At 58.2% G+C, this 4,477-nt stretch carries 5 protein-coding genes; 4 read left to right on the forward strand and 1 reads right to left on the reverse strand.

Features of this window, described 5'->3' with window-relative positions:
• Positions 1-343: 343 nt before the first annotated feature.
• The 4 genes from H6G52_RS18280 (at position 344) to H6G52_RS18295 (ending at position 4,107) form a co-directional block, all read left to right on the forward strand.
• Positions 344-1,309: a PRC-barrel domain-containing protein gene (locus H6G52_RS18280; RefSeq protein WP_190530218.1), complete on the forward strand. Its 966-nt coding sequence runs from the start codon at positions 344-346 to the stop codon at positions 1,307-1,309.
• A 158-nt stretch (positions 1,310-1,467) separates the two neighbouring features.
• Entirely contained in the window at positions 1,468-3,300 is a 1,833-nt protein-coding gene (locus H6G52_RS18285; protein ID WP_190530221.1) for a hypothetical protein, read from the forward strand.
• 185 nt (positions 3,301-3,485) lie between these two features.
• Entirely contained in the window at positions 3,486-3,821 is a 336-nt protein-coding gene (locus H6G52_RS18290) for a hypothetical protein (RefSeq protein WP_190530223.1), read from the forward strand.
• Positions 3,822-3,840: 19 nt separating this feature from the next.
• Positions 3,841-4,107 carry a type II toxin-antitoxin system RelE/ParE family toxin gene (locus H6G52_RS18295; RefSeq protein ID WP_190354816.1) on the forward strand — a complete coding sequence of 89 codons (267 nt, stop codon included), beginning with the start codon at positions 3,841-3,843 and terminating at the stop codon, positions 4,105-4,107.
• A gap of 125 nt (positions 4,108-4,232) precedes the next feature.
• Here the strand turns inward: H6G52_RS18295 and H6G52_RS18300 are convergent, their stop codons facing one another.
• Positions 4,233-4,376: a hypothetical protein gene (locus H6G52_RS18300; RefSeq protein WP_190530225.1), complete on the reverse strand. Its 144-nt coding sequence runs from the start codon at positions 4,374-4,376 to the stop codon at positions 4,233-4,235.
• Between the last annotated feature and the right edge of the window lie 101 nt (positions 4,377-4,477).

Genomic DNA, 4,477 nt, shown 5'->3' on the forward strand with positions numbered 1-4,477 from the left:
ATGGCAGACCGTTTGACCCCAGCCAACTAGCGGTCGCCACAGCTCCTGGCTCTTAAGCTTTACCTTTCTTCACTCTCAGCCCCTTGCGTCTATCCGGGGAACACAGTATCTACGAGCGACTCAGCCCCTTGTTGTCAGTCCCCTAGTACCTGACGATCGGGTCACGATAACAGTCATTTGACTTGACCTACGGAAATAGACTTGCCGAGCTAGTTAGGTCTAAATCAATCGCGTTCGGCAATCGACACCACCAGCCGCCCGCCCTCAATCCGTCAACCTATGCTTTACTATCGACAAGCATCCCGACTTCGGATCTATTGCAATCCATCCCCCTTTGCAGTCAATGACCTCTGAATCGATTCGCCAGCGCTCTGACCTGCTTGGAACGCAAATCATTACCCGAAACACCGGCAAGCGCCTGGGCATCATCAGCCAGGTTTGGGTCGATATTGATCGCCAGGAGATTATTGGCTTTGGCGTAAAGGACAATATCCTCGCCGTTTCGGCGATGCCGCGCTTCATGAACCTGGATAGCATCAGCCAAATTGGTGATGTGATTCTGGTGGAGGACGATCGGGCGATCGAGGACTACATTGAAGCGGATGCCTACAACACCTTGATTGGTTGTGAGGTGATCACCGAAACCGGTGAACTGCTGGGGAAGGTACGCGGGTTCAAGTTTGATGTGGAGGATGGCAAGCTGGTCTCGATCGTCATTGCCTCGATCGGCTTGCCCCAAGTGCCCGAACAGGTGATCAGCACCTATGAACTCCCGATCGAAGAAGTGGTCAGCACGGGCCCCGATCGGCTGATTGTGTTTGAAGGGGCCGAAGCCCGCCTGATTCAACTCAGCGTTGGTGTCCTGGAGCGTCTGGGCCTCAGCAGTCCTCCCTGGGAACGGGATGAAGAGGATCTGTACTTTACTCCCACCGCTGCCCCCGGCAACCAGCTAGCCTCCGGGTTGCGCACCGAAGCCCGCCCAGAAATTCGCACCGAAACTCGAGCCGAGCGCCGCTACGAAGAGGAAGCTTGGGAAGAGGAAACCTGGGAAGAGCCGGCCCCGCGCTATGGCCAACAACGCCGCCAGGATTACGACGAGGACGATAACTGGAGCGATCAGCCCCCGCGCCGCGAACGGGATCGCGAGTATGTGCGGGAAGATGAGTATGACTATGAGGAAGTCTACGATCGCTACGATGACAACGTAGATTCCGATGCTTGGACTGATGAGGAACCGGGTTACCGCGCACCCAAGCTGGAGATTCCCGAGAAGGTGCGGCAACGGGAACCGGAATACGAAGATTACTAATGCTGGTGCGGCATGGTTTGAGCGGCTCGATCGCCCCGCTGTCCGGTTGAATTTGCCTCCGATTGTCTCCCATTGCCCCCGCCATTAGCTCGAACGTTGCTCCCGCAATTGGCCCCTGAAATTCAGTATGTTTAGGGTGGCGGCGCAAAACCCAGATCATGCAGCGATCGAACCTAACCAAACGGAGCCGAACCCTTCTGGCCCAACGCGCCATGACGGGCGAGCGGATCACGCTGCGCACCACGGGGAAAGCGGGCGGCGAAGGGGAAATTTATCAGGTTGCGGAAGAATCTAGCCTGCTGGCCAAGATTTATCACCCCGACCAACGATCGCCCGATCGAGTGGCCAAACTGGCCGCCATGTTGAACGATCCGCCGCTGGATCCGTTGGAACCACCGATTACGATTGCCTGGCCCGTGGATGCGGTGGTGGTGGATGGGGCGATTGTTGGGTTTTTGATGCCCAAAGCACCCGAAACCCGCCCCCTACACGAGGTTTACACGCCCAAGATGCGACGGCGCGAGCTGCCGGGACTCACCTATCGCTACCTGGTGCGGATGGCTCGTAACCTGGCCGCTGCCGTTGATGTGCTCCATGAACGAGGCTACACGATCGGGGATGTGAACGAGTCCAACGTGCTGGCCGCCCCCACCGCCCTGGTCACCCTGGTGGATACGGATTCGTTTCAAGTGGTCGATCGCCAGCAACGGCGCACCTTCCGTTGTCCTGTGGGCAAGCCGGAATATACGCCCCCGGAACTGCAAGGGCGCAACTTTCGAGAGGTCGATCGCACTGCGGCCCAAGACTGTTTTGGGTTGGCGGTGTTGCTCTTTCAATTGTTGATGGAGGGAACCCACCCCTTCGATGGCGCTTTTTTGGGATCTGGTGATCCGCCCCTGATTGACCAACGCATTGCGGCCGGAGAATTTCCCTACAGTGCCCGATCGCCCCGTTGGAAGCCCAAGCCGATCGCGCCGCCCTTTGCAGGCCTCGATCCGCTATTGCAAAACCTCTTTCGCCAGGCCTTTGAAACCCGCCACCCCGCCGATCGGCCCAGCGCCCGTCAGTGGGCCGCTGTTTTGGACAGCGCCGAAAACAACCTTGTGACCTGTAGCGCCAATCCCCAGCATGTCTACTTTGGCCATCAGGGTTCCTGTCCCTGGTGCGATCGGGCGCGGCAGTTCCGAGGGCGCGATCCCTTTCCCTCTCCGGCCGCCATCCGGCGCGGCGAGCATATCCAACTGGCGAAAACGCACCGCAAGGCTCCCCGGGTGGTGACCCCGCCGCCCACCGCCGCCAGCATCCAAACGATTCCCCTGCGCCCCCTGCCGCCCACCGTCACCGCCCGCAACTATTGGCTGGCTCCCGGCTATTCCCGATCGAGCGCTTGGGTTTCTGCCATTGGGTTGGGCTGCTGTTTTTTGGTCTCCGCAGCCATCATTGCCAGCCGAGAAGCTCTCGACTTTTCCACCCCCGGAGTCCCCGCCCTCATTCCCCGCGTCCTGACGGCTCGCCCCCCTGTCCTTAGCCCAGAACAGCAGCGCCTGGCCCTGATCCAATTTGACAGCACCCGCAGCCAAATCGAAGGCCTCACCCGTCAGCTCACCCAGGAAATGGTGACCCTGACGCAGGATCCCGATCGGCCCCTCGTGCGGCTTTCCCGATCAGCCCTCACGGAGCGATCCCAACGGGCGATCGCCGCTGCTCTGGGCAAGCCGGGCCTGTTTTATGGCAATGGAACCATTTCCGGCTCCTTGCCCCCGGGCGGGGAGGCCACCCAAACGGTGCTGCAAATTCAATGGATTGAAGCCATTTCCGAATATCAACGACGGATTTTGGGCGACCAATACGCTTGGGGCTATCTGGATGCCGCCACAGTCCGCCACCTCACGGCCGACTCTCGCCAAATTTTGCTGGACTCGCTTACACCTGTGCCCGTGGCAGTTCCCAGCACGCTCACCCAGCCCGATCACCCCGCCAATCAACCGTAGGGAGCAAGGCCGCAGAGTCACGAAAGAGAGTCACAAAAAGACTGAATGGGTTCCTCCCACGCACCGAAAATTGAACGCGGCCCAACCGATCGGGGATGGTCGCTGAATGCGAGGTGGGTCGATCGCGCCGTGGCCCATGAATCGATCGCCCCATGGCCCCCAAAATCCCGTAGGGGCGCATCGCCATGCGTTCTCCGAGCCGCGAGATCTTCAAGGGTCAATTCGTTTCGATCGATAAGGTCGATCGCCCAAAAGCCCGCGCTACCATTGAGACAACGCGATCGTCCCTCCCCAGTTTTGCGCAAATCATCATGAATGATCTGACCCTGACCGATGATCGCCTCCGCGATCTGATGCGACCCCTGCTGATTGAACTATTGCGCGATCGTCGCGATCTGTTGCGCGACCTCTTGCTTGAAATTTTGGAAGACTTGGCGTTAGGTCGTGCCATGAACGACTTGGGGCCTGAAGACGAAGAACCTGTCGATCGCGCTGAAATTTTTGCCCTGTTGGATAGTTAAGCGTTGGACTAGATCAACAATGCAGGTTCAATTTCTCAAGCGCTTTCGCAAAGACTTGCAGGCCATTCGCGATCGCCCAGCATTACAAGCCATCAAAACCGCCCTACTGTCGATCGAAGCAGCCGAACATTTAAGCGAGTTGAGTCAAATCAAAGCGATCGAAGGCCACCCCAATACCTATCGACTCCGAGTAGGCAACTATCGCCTTGGCTTTCGATTAGAAGACAACACCATTATTTTTGTCCGCGCCCTACATCGTCGCGAGATCTATCGCTATTTTCCTTAAACTCTAAACATTTTGCGCCGCCGACCTCTCCGATCGCCCAATCCATCCGGCAACGACGCACCATCACCGACCCGTAGGGTGTCGTAGGGCAACGGTGGGCGGTTGACGGTGATTGGGTTTGTGCCCTACGCACCGTTGGCATGGGGCGGCCCAACCGATCGGGGATGGTCGTTGAATGCGAGGTGGGTCGATCGCGCCGTGGCCCGTGAATCGATCGCCCCATGGCCCCCAAAATCCCGTAGGGGCGCATCGCCATGCACTGGCTTCAACTTAAGGAGAATCAGCCCAAATCTCCTTAAGTTGAGCTTCTCGCAACCGATGTCGCTGACGGATGTTTTTAACCAACCCTAGCAACTGATGATGTTCTAGG

Origin of the sequence: Limnothrix sp. FACHB-881 (assembly GCF_014698135.1) — a bacterium.
Classification (GTDB): domain Bacteria; phylum Cyanobacteriota; class Cyanobacteriia; order CACIAM-69d; family CACIAM-69d; genus CACIAM-69d.